This is a genomic window from Antribacter gilvus (assembly GCF_003946865.1).
GTDB classification, from domain to species: Bacteria; Actinomycetota; Actinomycetes; order Actinomycetales; family Cellulomonadaceae; genus Antribacter; species Antribacter gilvus.
Map to the genome: position 1 here is coordinate 161,988 of NZ_QXTH01000009.1, position 25,077 is coordinate 187,064.

24 protein-coding genes are annotated in these 25,077 nt (G+C 73.1%); 16 read left to right on the top strand and 8 right to left on the bottom strand.

What is annotated here, in order from left to right:
* Window positions 1-69 precede the first annotated feature (69 nt).
* Entirely contained in the window at window positions 70-414 is a 345-nt protein-coding gene (locus tag D1350_RS16320) for a DUF8129 domain-containing protein (RefSeq protein WP_125777092.1), read from the top strand.
* Window positions 415-478: 64 nt separating this feature from the next.
* The gene (dnaG, locus tag D1350_RS16325; protein WP_125777093.1) at window positions 479-2,599 is read left to right on the top strand and encodes a DNA primase; all 2,121 of its coding nucleotides are present in this window, start codon (window positions 479-481) and stop codon (window positions 2,597-2,599) included.
* A 138-nt stretch (window positions 2,600-2,737) separates the two neighbouring features.
* Here dnaG and D1350_RS16330 read toward each other — a convergent pair whose 3' ends face one another.
* Complete coding sequence (locus D1350_RS16330; RefSeq protein WP_125777094.1) at window positions 2,738-3,664, bottom strand: NAD(P)/FAD-dependent oxidoreductase; 927 nt, start codon at window positions 3,662-3,664, stop codon at window positions 2,738-2,740.
* Window positions 3,665-3,727: 63 nt separating this feature from the next.
* Here D1350_RS16330 and D1350_RS16335 point away from each other — a divergent pair, with 63 nt between their 5' ends.
* On the top strand, window positions 3,728-4,171 hold the full coding sequence (locus tag D1350_RS16335) for a MerR family transcriptional regulator (RefSeq protein WP_125777095.1): 444 nt from the start codon (window positions 3,728-3,730) through the stop codon (window positions 4,169-4,171).
* Between the two features lie 94 nt (window positions 4,172-4,265).
* Here the strand turns inward: D1350_RS16335 and D1350_RS16340 are convergent, their stop codons facing one another.
* Entirely contained in the window at window positions 4,266-5,654 is a 1,389-nt protein-coding gene (locus D1350_RS16340; RefSeq protein ID WP_125777234.1) for an MDR family MFS transporter, read from the bottom strand.
* 209 nt (window positions 5,655-5,863) lie between these two features.
* On the opposite strand from D1350_RS16340, the gene D1350_RS16345 reads away from it, so the two are divergent.
* Window positions 5,864-7,015: a lytic polysaccharide monooxygenase gene (locus D1350_RS16345; RefSeq protein ID WP_206074568.1), complete on the top strand. Its 1,152-nt coding sequence runs from the start codon at window positions 5,864-5,866 to the stop codon at window positions 7,013-7,015.
* A 79-nt stretch (window positions 7,016-7,094) separates the two neighbouring features.
* On the opposite strand, the gene D1350_RS16350 is transcribed toward D1350_RS16345, so the two are convergent.
* Window positions 7,095-7,553 (bottom strand): MarR family winged helix-turn-helix transcriptional regulator, encoded by a 459-nt coding sequence (locus D1350_RS16350; protein WP_125777096.1) that lies wholly within the window; start codon window positions 7,551-7,553, stop codon window positions 7,095-7,097.
* Window positions 7,554-7,648: 95 nt separating this feature from the next.
* On the opposite strand from D1350_RS16350, the gene D1350_RS16355 reads away from it, so the two are divergent.
* The 3 genes from D1350_RS16355 (at window position 7,649) to cuyB (ending at window position 11,191) form a co-directional block, all read left to right on the top strand.
* A complete protein-coding gene (locus tag D1350_RS16355; protein ID WP_125777097.1) occupies window positions 7,649-9,016 on the top strand; it encodes an FAD-binding oxidoreductase in 1,368 nt (455 codons plus the stop codon).
* Between the two features lie 269 nt (window positions 9,017-9,285).
* On the top strand, window positions 9,286-10,395 hold the full coding sequence (locus tag D1350_RS16360; RefSeq protein ID WP_240644158.1) for a carboxylate--amine ligase: 1,110 nt from the start codon (window positions 9,286-9,288) through the stop codon (window positions 10,393-10,395).
* Complete coding sequence (gene cuyB / locus D1350_RS16365; protein ID WP_125777098.1) at window positions 10,388-11,191, top strand: cysteate racemase; 804 nt, start codon at window positions 10,388-10,390, stop codon at window positions 11,189-11,191. The genes D1350_RS16360 and cuyB overlap by 8 nt, the downstream gene beginning before the upstream one ends.
* Here the strand turns inward: cuyB and D1350_RS16370 are convergent.
* The 4 genes from D1350_RS16370 to D1350_RS16385 form a co-directional block, all read right to left on the bottom strand.
* Window positions 11,115-12,221, bottom strand: a complete 1,107-nt coding sequence (locus D1350_RS16370) for an AI-2E family transporter (protein ID WP_240644159.1) — start codon at window positions 12,219-12,221, stop codon at window positions 11,115-11,117. The genes cuyB and D1350_RS16370 overlap by 77 nt on opposite strands.
* A gap of 205 nt (window positions 12,222-12,426) precedes the next feature.
* Window positions 12,427-13,188: an aquaporin gene (locus tag D1350_RS16375; protein ID WP_125777099.1), complete on the bottom strand. Its 762-nt coding sequence runs from the start codon at window positions 13,186-13,188 to the stop codon at window positions 12,427-12,429.
* Window positions 13,188-13,601 (bottom strand): arsenate reductase ArsC, encoded by a 414-nt coding sequence (locus D1350_RS16380; RefSeq protein ID WP_125777100.1) that lies wholly within the window; start codon window positions 13,599-13,601, stop codon window positions 13,188-13,190. Before D1350_RS16380 ends, D1350_RS16375 begins: the two co-directional genes overlap by 1 nt.
* A 25-nt stretch (window positions 13,602-13,626) precedes the next feature.
* Entirely contained in the window at window positions 13,627-14,667 is a 1,041-nt protein-coding gene (locus D1350_RS16385) for a metalloregulator ArsR/SmtB family transcription factor (protein ID WP_240644160.1), read from the bottom strand.
* Between the two features lie 89 nt (window positions 14,668-14,756).
* Between D1350_RS16385 and D1350_RS16390 the strand changes: the two genes are divergently transcribed.
* From D1350_RS16390 to D1350_RS16405, 4 genes are all read left to right on the top strand, one after another.
* Window positions 14,757-15,686, top strand: coding sequence for a CAP domain-containing protein (locus D1350_RS16390; RefSeq protein WP_125777101.1), 930 nt, complete (start codon window positions 14,757-14,759; stop codon window positions 15,684-15,686).
* Between the two features lie 121 nt (window positions 15,687-15,807).
* Window positions 15,808-17,226, top strand: a complete 1,419-nt coding sequence (locus tag D1350_RS16395; RefSeq protein ID WP_240644161.1) for an ABC transporter substrate-binding protein — start codon at window positions 15,808-15,810, stop codon at window positions 17,224-17,226.
* Complete coding sequence (locus D1350_RS16400) at window positions 17,223-18,170, top strand: carbohydrate ABC transporter permease (RefSeq protein WP_164545194.1); 948 nt, start codon at window positions 17,223-17,225, stop codon at window positions 18,168-18,170. The genes D1350_RS16395 and D1350_RS16400 overlap by 4 nt, the downstream gene beginning before the upstream one ends.
* Complete coding sequence (locus D1350_RS16405; RefSeq protein ID WP_125777103.1) at window positions 18,167-19,111, top strand: carbohydrate ABC transporter permease; 945 nt, start codon at window positions 18,167-18,169, stop codon at window positions 19,109-19,111. The genes D1350_RS16400 and D1350_RS16405 overlap by 4 nt, the downstream gene beginning before the upstream one ends.
* Before the next feature lie 6 nt (window positions 19,112-19,117).
* Here D1350_RS16405 and D1350_RS16410 read toward each other — a convergent pair whose 3' ends face one another.
* A complete protein-coding gene (locus tag D1350_RS16410) occupies window positions 19,118-19,693 on the bottom strand; it encodes a pyridoxamine 5'-phosphate oxidase family protein (RefSeq protein ID WP_125777104.1) in 576 nt (191 codons plus the stop codon).
* A 132-nt stretch (window positions 19,694-19,825) separates the two neighbouring features.
* Between D1350_RS16410 and D1350_RS16415 the strand changes: the two genes are divergently transcribed.
* From D1350_RS16415 to D1350_RS16435, 5 genes are all read left to right on the top strand, one after another.
* Window positions 19,826-20,803, top strand: a complete 978-nt coding sequence (locus D1350_RS16415; RefSeq protein ID WP_206074569.1) for a glucosyl-3-phosphoglycerate synthase — start codon at window positions 19,826-19,828, stop codon at window positions 20,801-20,803.
* Window positions 20,800-21,933: a glycosyltransferase gene (locus D1350_RS16420; protein ID WP_125777106.1), complete on the top strand. Its 1,134-nt coding sequence runs from the start codon at window positions 20,800-20,802 to the stop codon at window positions 21,931-21,933. Before D1350_RS16415 ends, D1350_RS16420 begins: the two co-directional genes overlap by 4 nt.
* The gene (locus tag D1350_RS16425) at window positions 21,930-22,973 is read left to right on the top strand and encodes a Gfo/Idh/MocA family protein (protein ID WP_125777107.1); all 1,044 of its coding nucleotides are present in this window, start codon (window positions 21,930-21,932) and stop codon (window positions 22,971-22,973) included. The genes D1350_RS16420 and D1350_RS16425 overlap by 4 nt, the downstream gene beginning before the upstream one ends.
* The gene (locus D1350_RS16430; RefSeq protein ID WP_125777108.1) at window positions 22,970-24,064 is read left to right on the top strand and encodes a zinc-dependent alcohol dehydrogenase; all 1,095 of its coding nucleotides are present in this window, start codon (window positions 22,970-22,972) and stop codon (window positions 24,062-24,064) included. The genes D1350_RS16425 and D1350_RS16430 overlap by 4 nt, the downstream gene beginning before the upstream one ends.
* A gap of 152 nt (window positions 24,065-24,216) precedes the next feature.
* On the top strand, window positions 24,217-25,062 hold the full coding sequence (locus tag D1350_RS16435) for a DUF4097 family beta strand repeat-containing protein (protein WP_125777109.1): 846 nt from the start codon (window positions 24,217-24,219) through the stop codon (window positions 25,060-25,062).
* The last annotated feature ends 15 nt before the right edge of the window (window positions 25,063-25,077 follow it).

The following is a 25,077-nucleotide window of genomic DNA, read 5'->3' on the forward strand; positions in this document are numbered from 1 at the left end:
GGGACGCCCTTCGCCCGCCTACGGTCGACGAGAACGGCGTCGCACAGGGCGCCCGGCGAGAGGACGACGATGACGGACGACCAGAGCACGCCGACCCGCGACGACCTGCCGCTGCCCGACTACGACCACCTCAACGTGGGCACGCTCGCCCACCGCGTGCGTGCGCTCGACGCGCCCGCGCTGGAGAAGATCCTGGAGTACGAGCGCACGCACGGCGACCGCATGCCGGTCGTGACCGTCCTGGAGCAGAGGCTGAGCGAGCTGCGTGAGGGAGCGGAGCCGTCCGGGGGCGACCCGGTGGGTCCGACGCCCGAGGGGATGCCCGGCGGCAGCCCGGTGTCGCCCGAGACCCAGGGCCCGCCGGTGGTGCCGCCGCCGCACGGCGTCCCGGAGGGCGGCAGCCCGGAACGCTGAGACGTTCCACAGGTCACGCTCGCCGAGGCCTCCGCGCGGCCCGCCGACGCCTAGACTCACCTGCGTGGCAGGACTGATTCGGCGCGAGGACGTGGACACCGTCCGCGAGCGCGCGCGGATCGAGGAGATCGTGTCCGCGCACGTCACGCTCAAGCCCGCGGGAGTGGGCGCCCTGGTGGGCCTGTGCCCGTTCCACGACGAGCGGAGCCCCAGCTTCAACGTGCGCCCGAGCGTGGGCAGGTACCACTGCTTCGGCTGCGGCGAGGGCGGCGACGTCATCTCGTTCGTCATGAAGATCGACGGGATGGGCTTCACGGAGGCGGTGGAGCACCTCGCGGGCAAGGCCGGCGTGCAGCTCCGCTACGAGGACGACGGCGGCCCGCAGCGCCCGCGCGAGGAGCCCGGCAAGCGCCAGCGGCTGCTCGACGCGCACCGTGTGGCCGCCGAGTTCTATGCCGAGCAGCTCATGGGGCCGGGTGCGGCTGCCGCACGGACGTTCCTCGCGGAGCGCAGCTTCGAGCGTACGGACGCCGAGCGGTTCGGGGTGGGGTTCGCCCCCAAGGGCTGGGACTCCCTGCAGAAGCACCTGCTGGGGCGGGGGTTCTCGCAGGCGGAGCTGGTGGCGTCGGGCCTGATGAGCCAGGGGCAGCGCGGCTCGTACGACCGGTTCCGCGGACGCCTGGTGTGGCCCATCCGGGACGTCACGGGAGCGGTGATCGGCTTCGGCGCCCGTCGCCTCTTCGAGGAGGACCAGGGTCCCAAGTACCTGAACACCCCGGAGACCAGCCTCTACAAGAAGTCGCAGGTGCTCTACGGCATCGACCTCGCCAAGCGCGACATCGCCCGCGACAAGCGCATCGTGGTGGTCGAGGGCTACACGGACGTGATGGCCGCCCACCTGAGCGGCGTCACGACGGCGGTGGCCACGTGCGGTACGGCGTTCGGCCCGGACCACGCCAAGGTGGTGCGCCGCCTGCTCGGTGACACGGCCGCGGGCGGTGGCCTGCAGCTGCGGTCGGGCACGTCGCTGGGCGGCGAGATCATCTTCACGTTCGACGGGGACGCCGCCGGCCAGAAGGCCGCCGTCCGCGCGTTCGGCGAGGACCAGCGCTTCTTCGCGCAGACGTTCGTCGCCGTCGAGCCGAGCGGCATGGACCCGTGCGACCTCCGGATGGCCAAGGGCCCCGAGGGCGTCCGCGCGCTGGTCGACGGCCGGGTGCCGCTCTTCGAGTTCGTGGTCCGCACCACCCTCGCGGGCTTCGACCTGGACACGGCCGAGGGTCGCGTGGGCGCCCTGCGCGAGGCCGCGCCGGTGATCGCCGGCATCCGCGACTCCGCGCTGCGCCCGGAGTACGCGCGCCTCCTCGCCGGCTGGATCGGCACGGACGAGCGCGCGGTGGTCCGCGAGATCCAGCGGGCGTCGTCCACGCCCGTCCGGGCGGCTGACGGCGGCAGGCCCCCTGCCGGGCAGCGACCCGGCGACCAGGGCCCCGGCCGGTCAGCCGGGCACGACGGCGGAGCGGGTGGCCGCGCCCGCGACGACGGCCGACGTGACGACGGCCGACGGCGGGACGACCGCAGGCCCGCCGACTGGGCCGACGCTCAGGGTGACGTGGCGCGCCCGGGCGAGCGACCGGCGTCGCCCTCACCCCACGGCGTCCCGGGCTTCGCTGCGGGACGTCGCGGGGACCCCGAGGCGGGCCCCGCACGGCCCGACCTGCGTGACCCCGTGGCGAGCTCCGAGCGCCTGGCGCTCGTGGCGGTGCTGCAGTTCCCGCAGCACGTGCCGGAGGCGTTCGACATGCTCGGCGACACCGCGTTCCACGTGCCTGCCTGGCGGGCCGTGCACGCGGCGATCCGCGCGGCCGGGGGAGCGACGGCGGGCCGGGCCCTGGGCGGTGCCCAGTGGGTGGCCGCCGTGTCGGAGGAGGCCCCCGAGACGGTGCGCGACCTGGTGACCGAGCTGGCGGTGGTGCCGCTCCCCGAGGACCGGGAGGCGGCGATCCCGGGGTTCGTCGCGGGGATCGTGCGCCGGGTCGTCGACCTGGGGCTCACGCGCCGCATCGCGGACGCGCGGAGCCGGCTGCAGCGGCTCGACCCGTCGGACCTCGAGGCGTACCAGGCGGCGTTCGCCGACCTGCTCGCGATCGAGAACGAGCGCCGGACACTGCGCGAGAGCGCGTAGGGCTGCGCGGGCGTCCCCGCACCCCGCGCACTTTGTCGTCGGGTCGGTAGTTCGATGTGCCGATCCGACGACAAGGTGCCGAAGCGAAGTGCCGATCCGACGACAAGGTGCGCGAAGCTGCGGCGGAGCCGGCACCCGCTACGACAGGTCGTGGTCCCGGCCGAGCAGGTGGGCGTCGGCGGAGACGGCGGCGACGAGCCCGGACGCCGCGGCCGTGAGGACGGACGCCATCGGCATCGGCGTGGCCGAGGTGTGCGCCATGTCGCCCGCGGCGAAGACGCCCGGCGCGCTGGTCCGGCCCATGGCGTCCACCTCCACGCAGCCCGAGTCGAGCAGCGACAGCCCGAGCTGCTCCGCGAACGGCGCGCGCTGGGCGAACGGCCCGGACACGAACAGCCCGCCCACCTCCTCGTCGGGACCGTCCGCGAACGAGACGGTGGCGCCGACGGCGCTGCGGCACACGCCCTTGACGGGCTCCTCCCGGACGGCGACCCCGGCGCGGTCCAGGAGGGCTCGGGTCGCGGGATCGAGCTCGCCACCGTCTGTGAGGACCGTGCGCGAGCTCGCGATGCGCTCCACGAGCAGGGCCACGCGCGCGGTGTGCGGGCCGTTCCCCAGCACGGCGACGTGCTTGCCGGAGAACTCGTGGCCGTGGCAGTACGGGCAGGTGGCCGCGACGGTGCCGAAGATCGGCTGGAGGCCTGGGAGGTCGGGCAGGGTGTCCGCCACGCCCGTCGCCAGCACCAGGGCGCGCGCGGCCACCGGTGACCCGTCGGCGAGGTCGACGCGGAAACCGTCGTCGTCCCGTGTCACGGCGGTCGCGAGGAGGTCGCGGACCTCGACGGTGCCGTAGGCGGCGAGGTCGGCCCGGGCGGCGCTGCGGAACTCGGCGGGCGGCATCCCGTCGTGCGTCGCGAAGTTGTGCAGGTGCTCGGCGGGGGCGTTGCGGTACTCGCCGGAGTCGAGCAGGAGCGCCGTGCGGTGCATCCGGCCGAGGGTCAGGGCCGCCTGGAGGCCGGCGGGCCCGCCGCCGATCACGACGGCGTCATAGGTGGTCACGGGCATCGGGGATCTCCGATCGTCGGGGTGTGCTTGCGTCACCCCGTCAGCATGTGACTTCATGTGAACATGAAGTCAAGCGATCCGCACCAGCCGCCGTGGTCCGTGGGCGAGACGGCCCGCCGGTTCGGCCTCGAGACCCACGTGCTCCGCTACTGGGAGGACGAAGGACTCCTCCTGCCCGAGCGAGACCCGGCCGGGCGGCGCCGCTACGGTCCCGACGACGCCGTCCGCGTGGGCGTGATCCTGCGCAGCAAGGCCGCGGGGATGAGCCTCGAGCAGATCCGCGTGATGCTCGACGCCGGGGCCGCCGACCGGCACCAGGTCCTCCAGGCGCACATCGACGACCTTGACCGGCGCATGGCCGAGATGGCCGTGTCGCGCGAGATGACCCTCCACGCGCTGCAGTGCCGGGCGCACGACATCGCGACGTGCCCCAACTTCCGCGCGCACGTGCGGGACCTGATCGACGGCACCGCCGAGACGTTCGCGCACGTGCGCGAGCGGCTATGAGATCGGCCGCCGAGAACAACACTGCGCAGGCAACCGGGTCAGGTTGCCTGCGCAGTGTTGTTCTCGACCGGGTTGTTCTCGGCCGGGCTGAACGTCAGACGGCCGCCTGGTCCGGAGCCGCCACGGCCGCCGTGGCGCTCGCGGGCCGGTCCCGGGGCATGAGCGTCACCGCGCCGAACAGCACGACCGCGCTGACGAGGACCCCCCAGAAGACGAGGTGCACCGCGTGGGCCAGCCCGGCGCCGTCCGGGGTGCCGTCGGCGCCGATGACGGTGTTGGCGTTGACGATCGCTCCGAACACCGCGACGCCCACGGCCGACCCGAGCGAGCGGGCGAACATGTTGGTGCTCGTGACGGCCCCGCGCTCGCCCCAGGCGGCGCTGCTCTGGGCGGCGATGAGGGTGGGCACGGCGGTGAGGCCCATGCCGGCCCCGATCACGAAGCAGAACACGGCCACCTGCCAGATCGGAGAGCCGGCGCCGAGCAGGAGCGTGAGCGCCGCGCCCGCGATGACGATCGTGGACCCGATGAGAGCGGTCGAGCGGAACCCGATCCTCAGGTAGACCCGCCCGGCGAACGACGCCGTGAGCGGCCAGCCGAGGGTGAGGGCGGCCAGCGCGAATCCCGCAACGAGCGCGCCGACGCCGAGCACCTCCTGCGCGTAGACCGGCACGTAGGTGGACAGGCCCATGACCACGACGCCGATGACGAGGGAGCCCGTGGTGGTGGCGGCGATGAGCCGTCGGCGGAGGAGCGACAGGTCGAAGATCGGATGGCTCACCCGCCGCGCAACGAGCACGAACGCCGTCAGCAGCACCGCCGAGCCCGCGAAGATCCCGACGGACACGGGCGACGCCCACGGCCAGGCGCTGCCACCCTCGAGGAGCCCGAGCACGAGCAGCGTGCTGCCCCCGGTGAGCAGCACGGCGCCGACGACGTCGATCGGCTCGCGCGCTCCCTCCCGCCGCGACTCGTGGAACCGGACCCAGAGCATGCCGGCGGCCAGGAGGCACAGAGGGATGTTGATCCAGAAGATCCAGCGCCAGCTCGCGAACTGGGAGAAGACGCCGCCGAGCGTCGGGCCGACGACGGCCGACATGGCCCACACCGAGGCCAGGTAGCCCTGGGTGCGGGCCCGCTCCTCGAGGGAGAAGACGTCGCTGGTGATGGTCATGGACATGGGGAGCACGGCGCCCGCGCCCAGGCCCTGGACCACGCGCGCGAGGATCAGGGTGGTCATGGACCAGGCCGCGCCGCACAGGACCGAGCCGACGAGGAACAGCCCGATCCCGACCAGCATCATGCGCTTGCGCCCCAGGACGTCGGCGAGGCGACCGTAGACCGGCACCGAGACCGCCTGCGCCAGCATGTACGCGGAGAACAACCAGGGCACCTGGGCGAACCCGCCGAGGTCGCGCGCGATGGCCGTCGAGGCCGTGGCGATGATCGTGGCGTCGAGGGCCACCAGCGACGTGGCGAGCATCAGGGAGACGAGGATCTGGCCGCGCTCGGAGCGCAGGCCGATCCCGGACCGGGGTTCGTGAGGCACGTCACCTACAAGGTTGCCCAGGGCATCGCCTATTCCGGATGCCGCCCGCCACCGGCCACCTAAACGTTACGCAGGATTGTGACCCCCGCCGCGGGCTCCCACCATCGAGGCGCCCCCCGATCTCTCCGACGAAGGAGTTGGACGTGTCCCTCGCCAAGACCCTCAATGCGGCCCGGACGGTGGCGGCCCTCGCCGCTGCCGGGCTCCTGGCCGCGGTGGCGCTCGTCGTCACCCAGCCCCAACCAGAGGCCGCCTTCGCCCATGGCGCCATGACGTTCCCCGCGACGCGTACCTACGCGTGCTACGTCGACGGCGTCCAGAACGGCACGGGTGGCGGGCTCAACCCGCAGAACCCGATGTGCCAGGCCATGCTGGCCGAGAACGGCAACTACCCCTTCTACAACTGGTTCGGCAACCTGCTCAGCAACGCCGCCGGCCGCCACCGCGAGGTGGTCCCCGACGGCAACCTCTGCGGCCCGCAGGCCACCTTCTCCGGCGCCCGCCGCGCCAGCACCCAGTGGCCGACGACGACGCTCACCCCGGGCTCGACCGTCACCTTCCAGTACAACGCCTGGGCGAAGCACCCCGGCACCTGGGCGCAGTACGTGACCCGGGACGGCTGGGACCCGACGCAGCCGCTGAAGTGGAGCGACCTCGAGGCCGCGCCGTTCAACTCCGTGACGAACCCGCCGCTGCGCAGCGGCGGGCCGCAGGGCGACGAGTACTACTGGAACGTCACCCTGCCGAACAAGTCCGGCCGCCACATCATCTACTCGGTCTGGACCCGGTCGGACAGCCCGGAGGCGTTCTACAACTGCTCCGACGTGATCTTCGGGCAGGGCGGCGGCCAGCCGACGCCGACGCCGACGCCCACGCCGACGCCGACCCCGACGCCCACTCCCACTCCCACTCCCACCCCGACCCCGACCCCGACGCCCACGCCTACCCCGACGCCCACCCCGACCCCGACGCCCGGCCCGGGGCAGTGCAGCGTGGACTACAAGCTGTCGACCACCTGGAGCGGCGGCTTCACGGCGGCGGTCACCATCCACAACAACTCGACGAGCCCCGTGAACAACTGGCAGCTGCGGTGGCAGTTCGCCAACGGGGAGACGGTGGCCCAGTCGTGGAACAGCACGCACGCGCAGTCCGGGTCCACGGTGACCTTCTCGGCGGCTGCGTGGAACGGCACGATCGCCCACCACGGCACCACCTCGTTCGGCTTCAACGGGACCGGGGTGCCGCGCACCCCCACCGGTGCCGCGCTCAACGGGACGCCGTGCAGCATCGGCTGACGCAGACCTGACGCAGCACCCGGCGCCGAGGTAGTGAGCTCGTCCGACAAGCTCACTACCTCGGCGTCTTTGTGCACCGTCAGTCGAAGGGCACCGTCACCGGCGTGCCGTCCGAGGGGACGGCGTCGGAGAGCTTGGCCAGGGTGGACCGCAGCGCCGCCAGCTCCTCCTCGCCCACGGCCCGTCGCAGGTCCTGCTCGAACTCGAGCGCCGTCGCCCGCAGGACCTGGAACAGGGCCTGACCCTCGGGCGTCACGACGATCAGCTGGACGCGGCGGTTCGCGGGGTCCCGGTGCCGCGTGATGATGCCGCGGTCCTCGAGGGCGCGCAGGTGGTGCGTGAGCGTCGCCTCGCGGATGCCCACCGCCGCCGCGAGCTCGCGCTGGGTCGCCGTCGTGCCGGAGTGCAGCGCGCCGAGGATGAACCACACCGGGCGGCTGCCCCCGTGCTCGGCGAGCGCCCTGTCGAACGCGCGTGTGACGCGCTGCACCGTGTGCCAGAGCACCGCTGCCACGGGGAGGTTCGCGCCCGGTTCCATGGTCCGAGCGTACGGGTTACGACTCAACCGTAGACATCTAATGATTCGATGCCTAAGGTTGTGGACACCGGCAGGACGGCCAGACGGAGGCAGCGATGACCACGATCGATCGAGCAACCCACGAGCTGGAGAAGACCTTCGGGGGGCGGCTGCACCTCGCGGGCAGCGAGGGGTTCGAGGAGCGGGCGGCGGTGACGTTCGCCGGCCCCGCGCGCACGCCGGCCGCCGTCGTGCGGCCTGTCGACGCCGGCGAGGTCGCCGCGGCGCTCGCCGTGGCGGCTGAGCACGGCCTGCCCGTCGCGGTGCGCGCAGGGGGCCACAGCTACGCCCGGCACAGCGTCGTCGACGGCGGGCTGGTGCTCGACCTGCGGCTCATGGACGCCGTGACGATCGACCCCGGGACCGGGGTCGGGACCGCCCAGGGCGGGGTGCTGGCGGGCGCCTACACGGACGCCGCCGCGGCGTACGGGCTCGCCAGCCCGTTCGGCGACACCGGGTCGGTCGGCATCGCCGGCCTCGTGCTCGGCGGCGGCATCGGCTTCCTCGGGCGGCGCGACGGCCTGACCGTCGACAACCTGCTGGCGGCCGAGGTCGTCCTGGCGGACGGGACGCAGGTCCGGGCGGACGCCGAGGAGCACCCGGAGCTGTTCTGGGCGCTGCGCGGAGGCGGTGGCAACTTCGGCGTCGTCACCAAGCTCGAGCTCCGGCTCCGAGAGACGCCGGTGGTCACCGGCGGGATGCTCGTCCTCGCCGCGACGCCCGCGGTCGTCGCCGGGGCGCTCGCCGCGGCGTCGTCGGCGCCCGACGAGCTGAGCGGGATGATCAACGTGATGAAAGCGCCGCCCATGCCCTTCTTCCCGCCGGAGGTCCACGGCACGCCGGTCGTGATGATGATCCTGTGCCACTCCGGCGCCCCGGCCGACGGCGAGGCGGCGATCGCGCCGTTCCGCGCCCTCGGCACCCCGGTCGCGGACACGGTCGCGCAGCAGCCGTACCCCGCGCTGTTCGCCGGCGGGGGGCCGCAGCTGGCCGGGATGTTCGCGGAGACCCGCACGGGGTTCGTCGATCTGCCGGACGAGGAGTGGGCCGCCACGGCGCTCGGCCGCGTGCTGGAGAACGTCCCGGCGTCGACCGTGCTCAACCTGCGCACCATGGGCGGCGCCATCGGACGGGTCGCGTCGGACGCGACCGCGTTCGCCCACCGCGGCTACGGGCACATGCTGACGATCGCCTCGATGTGGCCGGACCCGGCGGCCGCGGCGTCGGCGCGGGCCTGGTTGGGAGGCACGGCCAGGGACCTCGGCCTCGGGGACGCCGGCTACGTGAACTTCATGTCCGGGGCTGAGCGGGCGAACGTCCGCGCCGCGTACCCGGAGGCGGTGCTCGCCCGGCTCGCCCGGGTCAAGGGGGACTACGACCCGGCGAACGTGTTCCGGTCGAACCACAACGTGCTGCCAGGGTGACGGGAGCGTCCTCGGCGGGCGGATCGACGTTGCGCAAACTCTCAGAATGAGGCCGGCAACGAGATCTCGCCCGCTGGGGGCGCAACTTCACCCGAAATCTGGACAACGTTTCTGGCACCGCATGCGTCAATATGGTCGTGAGCAGCGACGTCACTCCAGGCTATGCGCCTGGCAGGCCCCCAGTCCACGCCATCATCCTCGGTGGCGACTCCGGTGCGTACAGTCTCGCCCGGGCGTTCCACGAGGAGTTCGGTGTCAGGTCGTCCGTGGTGACGATCCGACCCACCCGCAACGTGCAGTTCTCGACGATCCTGACGAACGTGGTGGAGCCCGGGCTCGACGATCCTGACGTGATGGTGGCGACGATCCGCCGTCTCGCGGAGTCGGGCCCCGGACCCGCCATCGTGGTCACGTGCGTCGACTGGCACGTCCGGGCGCTCTCCGAGCACCGTGCGCGCCTCGAGGACCTCGTGGTGGTGCCGTACACCTCGGTGGACCTCCTCGACCGGGTGATGGACAAGCAGCGCTTCTCGGAGCTCTGCGCCGAGGTCGGCGTGCCGCACCCGAGGACCGCGACGCGGCTCGGCGGTGAGCAGGTCGGCGACCTCGACCTGCAGTTCCCCGTCATCGCCAAGCCGGGCGACAACGTGGCCTGGCACCACACCCAGTTCTCGGGCAAGCGCAAGGTGCACCTCCTGACCGATCGCAGCCAGCTCCAGTGGCTGCTGTCGGCCGCGGGGGACGCGGGGTACGGGGGCGTGTTCATCGTCCAGGAGTACGTCCCGGGCGACGACTCCCAGATGCGCATCATGACCACGTACTCCGACCGGGCCGGCGAGGTGCAGATGGCGTGGGGCGGGCAGGTGCTCCTCGAGGAGCACACGCCCGGGACGCTCGGCAACCCGGCGGCGATCCTCACCCGGGCGCTGCCCCAGGTCGAGGCGGACGCGCGGCGGCTGGTGGAGCACCTCGGCTGGACGGGCTTCGCCAACTTCGACATCAAGGTGGACCCGCGCACCGGCGTCGGCTACTTCTTCGAGCTCAACCCGCGGACGGGCCGCTCCAACTACTACCTGACCGCGAGCGGCATCAACCCTGCCGCGTTCTGGGTGGGGGAGCACCTCGAGGGCGGTGTGTACCCGGTGGTGGAGCCCATGTCGGTGCTGTACCGGATCGTGCCGTCGTTCCTGCTGGACCAGTACGTCACCAGCCCCGCCGACCGCGCCGCGGTCAAGATGGTCCGCAAGGTGGTCCACCCGCTCAAGTACGACCGGGACCGCTCGCCGAAGCGCGACGTGTGGGTCCGGGCGGCCGAGCTGAACCAGGTGCGGAAGTTCGCCCAGCACTACCCCCAGGCGGCCGAGGCAGCCAGTGCCTGAGGCCTCCGAGGTCGCGGCAGAGGCCGCGGCCGGTCCGGTCGACGATCCGCCCGTCGGTGTCATCGGGGGAGTGGGGCCGCTGGCCACCGCGTACTTCCTCGAGCTCGTGGTGCGCCTCACGGAGGCGGAGCGCGACCAGGACCACGTGGACCTCGTGGTGCTCAACCACGCGACGATCCCGGACCGGACGGACTTCGTGCTCGGGCGGTCCACGCTGGACCCCGGACCGGTGCTCGCGCGGGACGCCCGCCGCCTCGAGGCGTTCGGCGTGTCCTTCCTCGTGATGCCGTGCAACACGGCGCACTACTTCACGCGGCACGTGACCGACGCCGTCTCGGTCCCGTTCGTCTCGATCGTCGAGGCGGTCGTCGAGGCGGCCTGCGACCGGGTACCCGGGCTGTCGACAGTTGGGGTCCTCGCGACGGAGGGCACGGTCGCGTCGGGCGTGTACGCGGACGCCTTCGCCCGGAGCCGCGTGAAGGTCCTGGAACCGGACGTGGCCGACCAGCAGATCGTCTCCGCCGTCATCTACGACCAGGTCAAGGCAGGGCGTCCCGTGGACGTGGACGCCCTGCGCGGGGTCGCCGGGCGCCTCGCCGCCCGCGGCGCCGCCGTGGTGGTCCTCGGCTGCACCGAGCTCTCGGTGGTGGCCGCCGACCACGGGCTGCTCGACGACCCGCTCTACCTGGACTCCCTCGACGTGCTCGCGCGCGAGACCATCACACGAGCAGGTCGGCGGGTTCGGGGTCGGGCTCAGGTTCCTGCTGCTTCCGGGCCGCGCGCCGCAGGGCGCTGAACGCCGCCCAGGTCACGGCGGAGAGCGGCACGGCCACGACCGCGCCGAGCAGGCCGAAGAGCACCGTGCCCGTGGTGACCACCAGCGCCATCACCACCGGGTGGAGGGACACCTGCTTGCCGGTGATGAGCGGCTGGAGGACGTTCGCGTCGATCTGGGCGATCGCGACCATCCCGATCGCGACGATGAGCGCGGTCCCGGGCCCGTCGGCGGCGAGCGCCACGACCGAGCTGATGACGATCGCGGCGACGGGTCCGACCATGGGCACGAACGCGGCCATGAAGACCACCACCGACAGGGGCAGCGCGAGCGGCACCCCGACGATGGTCAGGAAGATCCCCGCCAGGACGGCGTCGGTCAGAGCCACGAACGAGATGCCGCGCGTGTAGCCGGAGAACGTGGCCCACCCGGCGCTGCCGGCGGTCCGCCAGCGCTCGCGCCCCGCGGCGGGGAGCTGGCCGAGGAACCAGCCCCACATCGCGCCGCCCGTGGACAGGAAGAACACGGTGCAGAACACGGCGAGGACCACGGCGGTGACCCCCTCCGTGACGGAGCCGGCGCTCGCCAGGGCGCTGCCCATGAGGGTGTCGCTGTTCTCCTGGACCCAGTCTCCACCGTTGGACAGCCAGTCCTGGGGGTCGCCGAGCTGTTCGGCGAAGGGCAGGCCCTGCACGAGCGGGACCAGCTCCTCGATGCCTGAGCCGAGCTCGTCGACGAGGTCGTCCCAGCGGCCCACAATCGAGGTGACGACGTACGTCCCCAGACCGCCGACCACCACGATCGCGGTCAGGAGCGACGCGAGCGTGGCGAGCCCGCGGGGCATCGCCCGGTCGTAGAGGTTGCCCAGCGGCATGAGGACCGCCGTCAGCATGAACGCCAGGAAGACGGCGACGAAGACGAGCCGCACCAGCCCCACGACGTAGAAGACGGCGGCGAGGGCCGCCAGGATGCCGAGCAGCCTCCAGGCCAGGTCTCCCGTCGTCCGGAGCCATGCCGTGCTGTTCCCGGGTGTCGGCGATTCAGTCGCCATGCCCCACTCCCCACGCTGGTCTGCCGCCACTTTGGCGGACCGGACCCTAGCGGTCGGACGTCCCCGCCACAAACGCTGTCCGACCTGCGGCGTCACGGATCGTCGCGTCGGTCGCCTGTCGCGGGGCCGGTCGATCTACCGACCGACCCCGCGACAACCGACCGACCCCGCGATCGGGGCCCCTGAAGCCTGGCGGGCGGCCGGCTCAGGCGCTCTCGGCCTGCGTGGCGGGCGGCGCGAACAGCACCCCGGCCAGCGCCAGGCCGACGGCGCCGCCCACGAGCTGCGCCCCGACGAACGGGACAACCGACTCCGGGGAGATCCCCGCGAAGGTGTCGGAGAAGACCCGCCCGACAGTCACCGCCGGGTTCGCGAACGACGTCGACGACGTGAACCAGTACGCCGCGCCGATGTAGGCGCCGACCGCCGGGGCGGCCAGCGACGCCCGGCCCGTGCGCACCAGGCCCAGGATCACGAGGACCAGCCCGGCCGTCGCGACCACCTCGGCGAGCAGCGTGCCGGCGCTGACGCGCTCGGTGGTGGCGAACGTCGTCGGCGCGGCGAACATGGCGTTCGCCAGCACGGCGCCGCCGATCCCGCCGAGGACCTGGGCGCCGACGTACGTGGCCGCGCCCGCGGGGAGCGGGCGTGCGGGGTCGCGCCGACGGGCCAGGAGCGAGTCGGCGAGGTCGACGAGCGTCACGACCGGGTTGAGGTGGGCGCCGCTCACGGGTCCGAGCACCGCGATCAGGACCGCGAGACCGAGCGTCGTGGCGAGGCTGTTCTCCAGGAGCTGCAGCCCGACGTCGCCGGGGGAGAGCCGCTGGGCGGCGATCCCCGAGCCCACGACGATCGCGACGAGCAGGCCGGTACCCAGGGCCTCGGCCACGGCCCGGCGCCAGAGGTCCGGGCGGGCGGGGGCGTCCGTCGTCGGGCCGACGACGGGCTCCGGTGCGGTCGCGCTCATCAGGCGACCGGCTCCACGCCGAGCTCCGAGAGCAGCACGCGGACGCGCTTCTCGATCTCGTCCCGGATGGGACGGACCGCCTCGATGCCCTGGCCCGCCGGGTCCTCCAGGGCCCAGTCCTCGTAGCGCTTGCCCGGGAAGATCGGGCAGGCGTCGCCGCAGCCCATGGTGACCACGACGTCGGACGCCTGCACGGCCTCGGTGGTGAGGACCTTCGGCTGCTCGGCGCGGATGTCGATGCCCTTCTCGAGCATCGCCTCGACGGCGGTCGGGTTGATCTGCTCGGCGGGCATCGACCCGGCGGAGCGGACCTCGACGGCGCCGCCCGACAGCTCACGCAGGAAGCCCGCGGCCATCTGGGAGCGGCCCGCGTTGTGGACGCAGACGAAGAGGGCGGACGGGGCGGTGCTCATGGTTCTCCTCGAGGTTCTTCCGGGACTAGTTCTTGGCAGGCAGCAGGTCGGCGACCAGCGCGCGGACCCGGGCGTCGAGCTCGTCTCGGATCGCCGCGACCCCGGCCGGGGAGGCGAGGGCCGGGTCACCGACCGCCCAGTCCTCGTAGCGCTTGCCCGGCAGCACGGGGCAGGCGTCGCCACAGCCCATCGTCACGACGACGTCCGCCGCGCGGACCGCGTCGTCGGTGATGGGCTTGGGGTAGAAGCGGGTCACGTCGTCCACGAGGTCCGCCGCGCCGGGATCGCCCACCTGCTCGAGGATGGCGCGCACGCTCGCGTGGATCTCGGCAGCCGGCGCGGAGCCCGCGGAGCGGACGACTACCTGGTCGCCGGCGTAGTGCTGCATCAGGGCGGCGGCCAGCTGCGAGCGGCCCGCGTTCGCGACGCACACGAAGAGGACCTGCGGCTTGTGCTCGGTGGGGTCGCCCTCCGCGGACTCCAGGGCCTCGGCCTTGGCCGCGTCGACGATGCGCTGGCGGGCGAAGTGCTCGGTCAGCGCCACCAGGTAGGTCTCCGCGCCGCCGCGCCGGGCCAGCGCCGTGTACGACTCGCGCACCACCCGCAGGCACTCGCTCGCCGGGGTGCCGGGGAAGCGGCCCGCCAGCGACGAGGCGAGCCGGCGGAGCGCGGGCTCGGCGTTCGACAGGCCCGTCATCCGCGGTGCCTGGTGCACGTCCACCGCTGCCGGTGCGAAGCGCTCCAGCAGAGTGTTCACCGCACCGCGGTATGCCGGGTCGATGCGGTACCAGACCCACGTGCCGCGCCGGTCCGACGTGAGCAGCCCGATCTCCCGCAGCACCCGCAGGTGGTGCGAGACCGTGGGCTGCGAGACGTCCGTGAGGGTCGCGAGCTCGCCCACCGTCGACTCGCCGCTGGCGCTCGCCGCGATGGCGGAGAGCATGCGGAGCCGGAGGGGATCGGCGAGGGCCTTGAGGGTCGCCGCGATGGTGGCCGCGGCGTCCTGGCCGATCGCGTGCGACTCGGCCGACGAGACGCCGGTCTGCGAGCTGTCTTGCATCGACATGTCTCTATGTTGACACACGTCGATGCAGCGGCGCTACCGAGCCGGGTTGCGCGCCCCCGTCGCACGTCAGGCCCTGCTAGCCTCACCGCATGCCCGCGCCCAGGATGCCTCGGCACCACGCGCTTGATCCTGCCTCGCTGCGGGCGTATGCCCGGCACGCGGCCGGTTCACCGTCGGACGGCGGAGCGCGGCACGCCAGGACGCTCCCGCGGGCCTCGGTCGGAGTGGTCGCCGTCGCCGCCGTCCTGCTGAGCCTCCCTACGGGCGCCTCCGTCGCCGCCATCACGGGCGGGATCACGCCTGAGCAGGCGGGACCGTTCGGCCCCGTGGTCGCTGCCCTCCCCGTGCTCGGCGAGGGCGGCGTCGTCGGCATCACCCTGCGGGACAGGACAGACCCCGTCGGGGAGCCGGGCGTCGTCGGCGCCTCGGGTACGGACGAGCCGGCGGTGCCCGACGCCGCGGCGAGCCCCGCGTCCGTGGACCCCGCGGCGGAGTGGGCCGGGGAGGTGGGCGCCCCCGTGATGGCGGTGCCGGCCGCGCCGTCGCCCAGCCCGAGCGTGTCCGCGACCCCGCAACCGTCGGTGTCGCCGCAGCCCGGGGCGCCGGCGCCGACGGCGAGCGCTCCGGCGGGCGAGACCGGTCCGGGGGTCCTCACGGCCGCGGCCGCGGCCGTCGTCGACCTGACGAACGCCGAGCGGGCTGCGGCGGGCTGCCCGCCGCTGACCGTCGACGAGCGGCTCACCGCCGCGGCGCGGCTGCACAGCGAGGACATGGCGGCACAGGACTACTTCGACCACACGAGCCTCGACGGGCGTTCTCCGTGGGACCGCGCCAAGGCGCAGGGGTACACGAACCCGTCGGGCGAGAACATCGCGGCGGGGCAGGACAGCGCCGAGGCGGTCGTCAAGGCGTGGATGGACTCGCCGGGACACCGCGCGAACATCCTGAACTGCGACTTCCGCGAGATCGGCGTCGGCGAGGTCGATCGCATCTGGACCCAGATGTTCGGCTGGGGCTGACCGGCGGGGAGCCTCCCGGGCCGAGAAGCGCTTCTCGTGCGAGCGCCCCGCCCCGGGCGGATGGTGAGGCGGAGACCGGTCCGTAGCAGAGGGGCCGGCAGCCTTCACGGAGGAGTCCGTCGTGCGAGCATCCCTGCAGCCCCGTTCGTCCCTCTCTCACCGGCCCGGCACCGCCGCGCTCGTGGCCGGAACCCTGGCCTCCGCCGTCGTCCTGGCGGGCTGTGCCACGGGAACCCGGTCCGACGCCGACGCCGACGTCGACTTCGGTGCCTCGCCCTCCGCGGGCGCCGCGCTCCAGGTCATGGGTTTCGGCACGGGCGACGAGATCGGCAAGGTGCGCCACGACCGTGCGGTCGAAGCCGTCGGCGTCGACGTGACCCTCGCGGAGGGCGCCCTCGACCCGCAGGCGTTCCTGTCCGCAGCCGCGTCGGGCAACCCGCCCGACCTCATCTACGGCGAGCGGGACCAGATCGGCACGTTCGCCTCGCGGGGCGCGATCCTGCCGCTCTCCGAGTGCGTCGAGGAGCAGGACATCGACACCGACGCGTTCGTCGACCCGGCGCTGGAGCAGGTCACCTTCGCCGAGGAGCTGTACGGCATCCCCGAGTTCAACGCCGTGCAGATCACGATGGCCAACGCGGACCTGCTCTCCGCGGCGGGGCTCGAGCTGGAGGACGTGGACGGCTCCGACCCCGAGGCGGTCCTGGCGGCGACCGAGGCGATGATGCGCAACGACGGCGGCAGGCTCTCCGTCATCGGCTACGACTCCAAGCTTCCCGAGTTCCTGCCCCTGTGGGCCAAGGGTCGCGGCGTCGACCTCCTGTCCGAGGACGGTCGCACCGCCCAGCTCGACGACCCCGAGGTCGTCACGGCGCTCGAGCAGGCCGTCGCGGTCTACGACGCCCAGGGCGGGTTCCCCGCGGTGAAGACCTTCCGCGACTCCACCGACTTCTTCGGTGCGGGGAACCAGTTCGCCACGGGTCAGCTCGGGGCGATGCCGATGGAGCAGTGGTACGTCAACGTGCTCAACGAGAACTCGCCGGACGCGCCCCTGGCGTTCGGGCCGGTCAAGGGGGCCGACGGCGAGGTGCACGCCTATGCGACGGGCTCCGCCTGGGCGATCCCGGCCGGAGCGAGCAGCCCCGCGGCAGCCTGCGCCTACATCGCCCGGATGACCGAGACGGACGCGTGGACGGCGGCCGCGGAGGCCCGGGCCGACGCCCGGGAGACCGAGGGCCTCGTCTTCACCGGGGTGCTCACCGGGAACGAGGAGGCGGACGAGGAGATCCGCGACGAGCTCGTCCCCGACGACCCGCCGGCCCCGTGGGGCGACGCGATCGAGGCGATGTACGAGGCGAACGACAACACGTTCGCGCTGCCCGCCAACCCTGCCGACGCCGAGTTCGAGCAGGCCTGGCAGGACGCGGTCAACCGGGTGCTGAACGGCCAGGAGGAGCCGGCCGCGGCCCTGGCCAAGGCCCAGGAGGAGGCACAGGCGGCGCTCGACGATGCGTGGGCGAAGTGGGACGACCAGCAGTGACAGCGGCTGCGCCCACCGCCCTCGGCGGGAGGGAGCCGCGCCCGAGCGCCCGCGCACGGCGCGAGCGCAACGCGGGCCTTGCGTTCATCAGCCCGTGGATCGTGGGCTTCCTGGTCTTCACCCTCTGGCCCATCCTCTACAGCGCCTACCTGTCGCTGACCGACTACGACGTGCTCAACGACCCGACGTTCGTCGGCCTCGAGAACTACCAGCGCATGGCCGAGGACCCGCAGGTGCGCCTCGCCCTGTGGAACACGTTCCAGTACACGGTGCTGCAGGTGCCGTTGTACGTCGTCGTCGCGCTCGCGCTCGCCCTCCTGCTGCAGCAGGCCGGCCGAGCCTCCGGCTTCTTCCGGACGGCGTTCTTCGTTCCCAAGATGACGCCACCCGTGGCCGTCGGCGTCCTGCTGCTGCTCCTGTTCAACGGCGAGTACGGCCTCGTCAACGAGGCCCTCGGCGCCGTCGGGATCGACGGACCCAGCTGGACCACCGACCCCGCCTGGATCAAGCCGGGGCTCGCGCTCGTCAGCCTCTGGGGCGTCGGCGCCGCCGTCGTGATCCTCCTGGCCGCGCTGCAGGACGTGCCGGTCGAGCTGTACGACGCCGCCCGGGTCGACGGCGCCGGGTGGTGGCGCCGCACCCGCACCATCACGCTGCCCATGATCAGCGGCGCGCTCTTCTTCGTGACGGTGGTCAACACCATCGCCGCCTTCCAGATGTTCACGGAGGCGTACTCGGCCTACTTCGGCGCCGGCAGCTCCACCTACGCGAACGACGCCGCCCTGTTCTACGTGATCTACCTGTTCCGGGAGGGTTTCGCGGAGCTCCACATGGGCTACGCCTCCGCCCTGGCGTGGCTGCTGTTCCTCGTGATCATGGCCGTCACGGCGGTGCAGCTGCTCGTCTCGCGCCGGCTCGTCTACTACGAGGGGGAGCAGCGATGACGGCCGCGGACGCCGTCCGGGGCGCGATCCCGGCCGCCGTGACCGGAGGCCAGGGGCTCGCCGGCGACCTGAGCGCCGCGCCGCTGCAGATCGACCGGGGCGAGGCGCGCCGTCGTCGGCGGTGGGTGCGATGGATCGTGGTGGCCGCCCTCACCGTCCTGGCCGTCGTGTTCGTCTACCCGCTGATCTGGCTGCTCTCGGCGTCGTTCAAGCCCCGGGCCGAGGTGTTCGACAACCGGCTGGTCCCGTTGCACCCCACGGTCGAGAACTACCTGACCGTCTGGGAGGCGGCGCCGCTCGCGCTCTGGCTGCTCAACACGCTCGTGGTCACGGCGCTCGCCGCCACCACGGTGACGCTCTCCAGCGCGCTCGTGGCCTGGGGCTTCGCGCACTACCGGTTCCGCGGCCGCGGGCCGCTCTTCGGGTTGGTGCTGGCGACGATGATGCTGCCGGGCGCCGTCACGCTCATCCCGACGTACCTCATCTGGTTCCGGCTCGGCTTCGTGGGCACGAACGTGCCGCTCTGGGCGGGCAACCTGTTCGCCAGCGCGTTCTACGTCTTCCTGCTGCGGCAGTTCTTCCTCGGGCTGCCCCGCGAGCCGTTCGAGGCGGCCCGGATCGACGGCGCGAGCGAGTGGACCCTGTTCTGGCGCATCGCGGTGCCGCTGTGCCGCCCGGCGCTGGTGATCACGTTCCTCTTCGAGGCGCAGGCGTCGTGGACGGACCTGATGCGCCCGCTCGTCTATCTGCAGGACACCGCCACGTTCACCGTGCCCCGCGGGCTCAAGGCGGTCGTGGACCAGTTCGGGCCGGGCGGGGAGTCGCAGTGGGAGGTGGTGGTCACGGCGTCGGTCATCACGACGGTGCCGATGATCCTGCTGTTCTTCCTGGGGCAGCGGTACTTCGTCCAGGGCATCTCGACGACCGGCTCGAAGGGCTGACGCCCGTCAGGGGGCGGGCTCCGGCTCGTCGAGCGGGTCGACGTCGAAGGCAGGCAGCCCGTCGATGCTCGACAGGTTCTTGCGCCGCCGGTACTCCCGCTGCCCCGCCTCGCCCTTGCGCTCGAAGAACGGCGCGAGCAGGTCGCGCTCGCCCTCGTACGCCATGAGCGGCACGCCCCAGCCGCAGCTGTCGGAGACGCGCACGACGTCGACGACGACGACCGCCCGGGCGCCGGGGACGTCGGCGAACCGGCTCGCGAGGGCGGGGTACTCGTCGTCGTACAGCGTGACGACCCGGCCCGTGCCGTGGAACCGGACGATGTTGGGCGGGCCCTCGAACGCGCAGAACATCACGGTGATCCGGCCGTTCTCCCGCAGGTGGGCGACCGTCTCGCTCCCGCTTCCCGTCCCGTCGAGCCACGCGAAGGTGTGGTCGTCGAGCACGGCGAAGGTGCCCGGGATGCCCCGTGGCGACACGTTGACGTGCCCGTCCGCGGAGAGGGGCGCCGTGGCCACGAAGAAGACGGGCTGCCGCTCGACGAACTCGCGCAGCCGGTCGTCGATCCGCTCGTGCAGGTTCATGCGGACATGCTGCCAAAGGACGTCGTCGCTGGTCACCGGGTGACCAGCACGCGGACCCGCACCGGAGCGCCCTGCCCTCGTGCGACCGGGTGGAGGCAGGTGTCGACTGGAAAGCGGGGGAAAGGAGTGGCTGTGCTGACATCCGTGCAGACCTGGCTGGACCGGCGGACCTCGGCCGGCGACCGGTGGGATCGTCACCGGCTGGTCGAGGCCAAGGGTGCGTCGCGCGTGAGCGTGGTGCTCCCGGCCAGGGACGAGGAGGCGACGGTCGGCGCGATCGTCACGACGTTGCGCCGGGAGCTCGTCGAGGCCGTCCCGCTGGTCGACGAGCTGGTCGTGATCGACTCGAGGAGTGTCGACCGCACGGCCGCGGAGGCCGAGCACGCCGGCGCCCGGGTGTTCCGGCAGACCGACGTGCTGCCTCGGCTCGGCGACGTGGCGGGCAAGGGTGAGGCGCTGTGGAAGTCGCTGTACGTCACCGACGGCGACATCGTGGTCTTCGTCGACGCCGACCTGCGGGACTTCGACGAGCAGTTCGTGGTGGGGCTGCTGGGCCCGCTGCTCACGGACCCCGGGATCGGCTTCGTGAAGGCGTACTACGACCGCCCGCTGGAGAACGGTGAGCAGGTCCTGCCTGCCGGCGGGGGACGGGTCACCGAGCTCGTCGCCCGGCCCTTGCTCAACCTGTACTGGCCGGCGCTGGCCGGGTTCGTCCAGCCGCTCGCGGGCGAGTACGCCGGGCGCCGGAGCCTGCTGGAACGGGTCCCCTTCCTCTCGGGCTACGGCGTCGAGATCGGCATGCTCGTCGACGTCGCGGAGGACGCGGGCCTGGACGCGATGGCCCAGGTGGACCTCGGGCGGCGCGCGCACCGCAACTCCACCGACGGTGAGCTGGGCCGGATGGCCGCCGAGGTGCAGCTGGCGGTGCTCGCGCGCCTGCGCCGGTACGGCCGCGCGTTCCTGACGAGCGCCACCGAGATGACCCTCACGCAGTTCACGCGGGACGGTGCCGCCTTCGTGGCCGAGACCCACCACGTCCGGGTGACGGAACGGCCCGCGATGGCCGACGTCCCCGAGTACCGGCAGCGGCGTGTGCTGGTGCGTCGATGAGGCTGAAGGTCCTGGTCGACGCCGGCCCGTGGCTGCCCGTGCCCCCGCCCGGGTACGGCGGGATCGAGACGGTCGTGGCCACGCTCGTGCCCGAGCTGCGACGTGCCGGGGTCCAGGTGGTCCTGGCCACGGTGGGTCCCAGCACCCTCGAGGCGGACGGGTACGTCCGCCCCCTGGCGGAACCTCGGTTCCGCTCGATCGCCGCTCCGTACAACCAGGTCTCCGGCGTCGCCCACGCGCACATGCAGGGCGTCCGCGCGGCCCTGGAGGACGACCCGTCGATCGACCTGGTCCACGACCACCTCGAGGTGGTCGGTCCCGCCGTGCTGGCGGCGATGGGCGACCGTGCCCCGCCCACCCTGCAGACGCTCCACTGGGACCTGCGCAAGCACGCCGACTTCTACTCCACGTTCGACGGCCGGGGGCGGGTCGCCTTCGCGGCGGTCTCGCGGTCGCAGCTCGACCGCGCCCCCGGACGGCTGCGCGAGCAGACCCTGGGGGTGGTGCCGCTGGCCGTACCGCCGCCACCGGACATGGACGTCGAGCAAGGCGACCACGCGCTCGTCCTCGCGCGGATCACCGCCGACAAGGCCCAGGACGTGGCTGCGCGGGCCTGCCGACGAGCAGGCGTCCCGCTCGTGCTGGCCGGGCCGGTGGCGGGGATCGACGAGCCGGGCGAGCTCGAACGCCGGCTCGCCGAGGGTGAGCCGGCGTGCGAGCAGCATCCCGACGTCCGGTTCTTCCTCGACCAGGTCGCGCCGCTCCTCGACGGTGACGCCGTGCGGTGGGTCGGCGGCGTGAAGGGACCGGTGAAGGAGCGGCTGCTGCAGGGCGCCCGGGTCGTGCTGGCGCCGAACAGGTGGGCCGAACCCGGCGCCACCGGCGTGGTCGAGGCGCTGGCCCGCGGGGTACCGGTGATCGCCACCCCGCTCGGGGTCCTGCCGTCCCTGGTCGAGCACGGGGTGACCGGCTACCTCGTCGCGGACGAGGACGACCTGGCCGCCCACCTGGGCAGGATCGACGCGCTGGACCGGGCGGCGTGCCGCGCGGCCGTGGCGGGCTGGACCCCGGCCGCGATGGCCGCCCGGTACATCGAGCTGTACGACCGACTGCTGAGGAGGTTCGCATGACCACCCGCGTAGCCCTGATCGGTGCCGGCTCGGTGGCCCGGCGACACGCCGAGGTGCTCGCCGGCCTCGAGGACGTCGAGATCGTGGCGGTGGCCGACCCGGTCCCGGAGGCTGCCGCGTCGCTGGCCGCGCAGTGCGACGCGGCCGCCTACCCGGCTGCTGACCAGGCGCTGGACCACGACCGGGTCGACGCCGTGTACATCTGCGTCCCGCCCTTCGCGCACGGTGCGCCGGAGGAGGCCGCGCTTGCGCGCCGGCTGCCGATGTTCGTGGAGAAGCCCGTCGCCGCCGACCTGGCGACGGCCGAGCGCCTGGCCGGGCTGGTGGCCGCGGCGGACGTGGTCACCGGCACCGGCTACCACTGGCGCTGCCTGGACCTGGTGCCCGAGGCGCAGAAGCTGCTCGCCGAGTCGCCGGCCTACCTCGCGAGCGGCTACTGGCTCGACAAGCGGCCTCCTGTGTCCTGGTGGGCGCAGACGTCGCGCTCGGGCGGGCAGGTGATCGAGCAGCTCACGCACGTGCTGGACCTCGCTCGCGTCCTGCTCGGCGAGGCGGTGGAGGTCTTCGCCGCGGGCGTCCGCCGGCCGTCCCCGCCGGGGCTGCCGGCCGTCGGCGACATCGACGACGCCACAGCCGCCACCGTGCGCTTCGCCTCCGGCACGGTCGCCACCCTGGCCGCCACGTCCTTGCTGGACGTCAAGCACCGTGCGGCCCTGCACACGTTCAGCCCCGGCCTGGTGCTGGAGGTCTCGGAGACGAGCATGGTCGTGGACGACGGCAGCCTGCGCCTGGACCGCCCGGTCTGGGACGACCCGAAGGTCGTCGTCGACCGGGAGTTCATCCAGGCGGTGCGCGGCGAGCGCGAGCAGACCCGTGCGCCGTACGACGAGGCCGTGCGCACCCATCGCCTCGGCTGCGCCGTCGCCGAGGCGGCCCGCACCGGCCGTCCGGTCGCGTTGTCAGAAGCTCCCCGGTCTGTCGACGGGGGAACTTCTGACAACTCGATCCGTGCGGGTGGGCGAGCCGGGGCGCGGCCGTGAGGCGGCGAAACCTCGTCGTCCTCGAGCCGGGGCGGGTCGAGCTCGTCGAGGAGGACCTGCCGCCTGTCCCGGAGGGCGGGCTGCTGCTGCAGACGGTGATGACCGGCCTGTCGGCCGGCACCGAGCTCACCTACGTCAAGGGCGACCACCCGGGCCTGCAGGCCGCGCTCGACCCGGAGCTGGCCCTGTTCCTCCCGAGCGACGGGTCGCGGTACCCGGTCCGCCGGCTGGGATACATGGAGGTAGCGCGCGTCGCGGAGGCCCGCACCCCGGCGTTCGCCGTCGGCGACCTGGTCGCGGCCGCCTACGGCCATGCCACGGCGCACGTCCTCGACCCGCTCCACGAGCACGTGGTCCCGCTCCCGGCCGACCTCGACCCGCTCCTCGGTGTCTACGTCGCACACCTGGGGCCGATCTGTGCCAACGGCCTCCTGCACGCCGCGGCCGACACGGTGCGGCCCGTGACGTCGCTCGGGCAGGGCGTGGGCGGACGACGGGTGCTCGTCACCGGCGGGGGCCTGGTCGGGCTCCTCATCGCGCTCTTCGCGGCCGAGCAGGGCGCCGACGAGGTCGCCGTCGTCGAGGCCGACCCCAGGCGGCGTGCGGTGGCGCGGGCGCTCGGGTTCTGGGCGCTCGGAGCCGACGACGACCCGGCGCTCACCGTCAAGACGCGGTGGCGGCACGGCCCGCGCGACCACGGCGCCGACGTCGTCTTCCAGTGCCGCGGGCGGCCGCACGCCCTGGCGACCGCCCTCCGGGCCGTCCGCCCGCAGGGGACCGTCGTGGACCTCGCCTTCTACACCGACGGGGCGGACGCCGTGCGGCTCGGGGAAGAGTTCCACCACAACGGCCTGAGCCTGCGGTCGGCCCAGATCGGCCGGGTCCCGCGCGGCCTCGCCTCCGACTGGGACCGACGACGTCTCTCGGCCGAGACCGTGCGCCTGCTGCGTGCGCGCGGTGCGGACATCCGACGCCACCTCGTCACCGACGTCGTGGACCTGGCCCAGGCGCCGGCCCTGCTGGCCGACGTGGCGGCCAGGAGGCGGCACGTGCTGTCGGCGGTCTTCACGGTCGACGCGCCATCGGGATGACGCCGAGGCGACACCATGGCGACGCCTGCGTGACAGCAGAACGGTTCTCCAAGGCTTGACGTGACACCACTGTGGTGCCAAGATGGTGCCACGGACTTCGCAGGGCAGGTGGCCTGCGGGGACGGATCACCGATCACGCCCTAGGGAGAACCATGCCTGTCTACGAGACCCCCGAAGTTCTCTCCGTCGTCCTCGACCTCGGCGTCGGTGACGTACGGATCACCGCGAGCGACCGGACCGGCACCGTCGTCGACGTCAGCCCGAGCAACGCCTCCGACGAGTCCGACGTGAAGGCTGCGCAGCAGGTCAGCGTGGAGTGCGCCGACGGCGTCCTGCGCGTCACGGGCCCCAAGGTGCCCGCTCTGGACTTCTCGAAGAAGTCACGGTCGGTCGCTCTGTCGATCCAGCTCCCCAGCGGCGCCCAGGTGGGCGCGACGCTGCAGATGGGCGACGTGCACGTGGTGGGCCGGCTCGGGGAGTGCCGTCTGAAGACCTCCGCCGGGAACCTCCAGGTCGAGCGGACGGGCGCCCTGCACCTCGACACGTCGGCCGGCCACATCACCGTCGGTGGTGTCATCGGTGACGTCGAGATCTCGACCGGCTCGGGCAAGGTCCGGGTCGGCGAGGTCGAGGGCGCCGCGTCGGTCAGGAACGCCAACGGCGCCACCACGATCGACGTGGTGACCGGCGACCTGCGGGTGCGGTCGGCCAACGGCGACATCTCGGTCGAGCGGGTGGGTTCCGACGTGGACGTGAAGACGTCCAACGGGGCCGTCCGCGTCGGCGAGGTCGTGCGGGGCGTGGCCGTGCTCGAGAGCGGCCTGGGCGACCTGGAGGTCGGGATCGCCGAGGGCGCCGCCGCCTGGCTGGACGTCAAGACCGGGTTCGGGCACGTCGACAACCAGCTCGAGGAGACCGCCGGCCCCGACGGGGCCGGCCGGACCGTCGAGGTGCGGGGGCGCACCTCCTACGGCGACATCGCCGTCCGTCGTGCCTGAGCCGGAGCCATCGAG